Source organism: Bradyrhizobium sp., from assembly GCF_016462955.1.
In the GTDB taxonomy this organism is placed as follows: domain Bacteria; phylum Pseudomonadota; class Alphaproteobacteria; order Rhizobiales; family Xanthobacteraceae; genus Bradyrhizobium.
Map to the genome: position 1 here is coordinate 1 of NZ_JAEMSD010000762.1, position 1,581 is coordinate 1,581.

2 protein-coding genes are annotated in these 1,581 nt (G+C 66.4%); both read right to left on the reverse strand.

The window, feature by feature from the left end; all coding sequences use genetic code 11:
• Positions 1 to 472, reverse strand: a 472-nt coding sequence (locus tag JHD07_RS38020; protein WP_291631565.1) for an efflux RND transporter permease subunit, incomplete at its 3' end; no start/stop codon positions are given.
• 37 nt (positions 473 to 509) lie between these two features.
• Positions 510 to 1,581: efflux RND transporter periplasmic adaptor subunit (locus JHD07_RS38025; RefSeq protein WP_291631567.1), on the reverse strand; the 1,072-nt coding region annotated here is incomplete at its 5' end.

Below are 1,581 nucleotides of genomic sequence, written 5' to 3' on the forward strand. Positions count from 1 at the left end.
CAATGTCGCTCAGTGCCCGCAGCGAGATCGTGTCCGAGCGCAGCGCCAGCGTCATCACCGGCGCGTCCGCTGGATTGACCTTGGCGTAGGTCGGCGGATAGGGCAGCGTCTTGGGAAGCACGCCTGCGGCTGCATTGATGGCGGCCTGCACGTCCTGGGTCGCGCCGTCGATGTCGCGGTTGAGGTCGAACTGAAGCGAGATCTGGCTGAGGCCGAACGAACTCGTCGAGTTCATCGACGTCAGCGACGGGATCTGGCCGAGCTGGCGCTCCAGCGGCGCGGTGATCAGCGAGGCGATCACGTCGGGGCTGGCGCCGGGCAGCCGCGTCGACACCTGCACGGTCGGGAAATCGACCTGCGGCAACGCCGAGACCGGCAGCGCGAAATAGCCCAGCAGCCCGCCGATCATCAGCGCGATGCCAAGCAGCGAGGTCGCGATGGGCCGGCGGATAAAGGGTTCGGAGACGCCCATGGGTTACGCCTGCCGCTTCATGCGGCTGTTGTCGGGATCATGGCTGCTTGGCTCCGCTTCCGGATGCCCCCGGCCCCGGTGCCGGCCCGGTCTGTCCCTTCTGGTCGCCCTCGCTGCTCTTGCGCTTGGCGCGAAACTCGCCGTCCTTGGCTTGGCCGTCCTTCTGGCCGTCGTTCTGGCCTTCCCTCGCCCCATCCTTCTTCTGGGCGTCCGGCCCGCGCGAGCGCTTGCGCGGAGCAATATCCGCCGACGGGGTCTGGTCGTCGCGGCCAATGATGACCTTGGAGCCGTCGGACAGATTGGCAAATCCCGTCGTGACGACCTTGTCGCTTGCCGACAGGCCACTGGCGATCACCGCCTCGTGCTCATTTTGCTGAGTCACCGTCACGGGCTTCGCCGAGACGATGTTGTCCTCGCCGATGACATAGCTGAAGGTCCCGACCGGGCCGCGCTGCACGGCCGAGGTCGGCACCACCAGCGCCTGCCTCAATGTCTCGACCTTGAGGCGGACATTGACGAACTGGCCCGGCCAGAGCTGGTAATTGGCGTTGGGAAATTCGGCCTTGAGCTTGAGCGTGCCGGTGGTCTGGTCGACCTGGTTGTCGATGCCGGTGAGCTTGCCGGTGTCGATCACCGTGATGCCGTCATTGCCGAACACGTCGACCGCGAGCGGGCCTTTTGCAGCGGCGGCATTGACCCGCATGATCTGCTGCTGCGGCAGGCTGAACCACACCGCGATCGGCTGCAATTGCGTGATCACCACGAGGCCCGTTGTGTCGGAGGCATGAATGATGTTGCCCTGGTCGACCTGGCGCAGGCCGGCGCGACCCGAGATCGGCGCTACGATCTTGGTGTAGCTCAGCGTCGCCGCCGCGTTGTCGATCGCGGCCTGGTCGGCTTTGACCAGCGCCTCGGTCTGCGCCACGAGCGCGCGCTGGGTGTCGGCCTGCTGCTTCGAACCGGCGTTGGACGCGGCGAGCTGCTCGTAACGCGCGAGGTCGATGCGTTGGTTGGCGAGCTGGGCCTGATCCTGCGCCTTCTTGGCGACCGCCTGGTCGTACTGCGCCTGATAGATCGCCGGATCGATTTCGCCGAGCACGTCGCCCTTC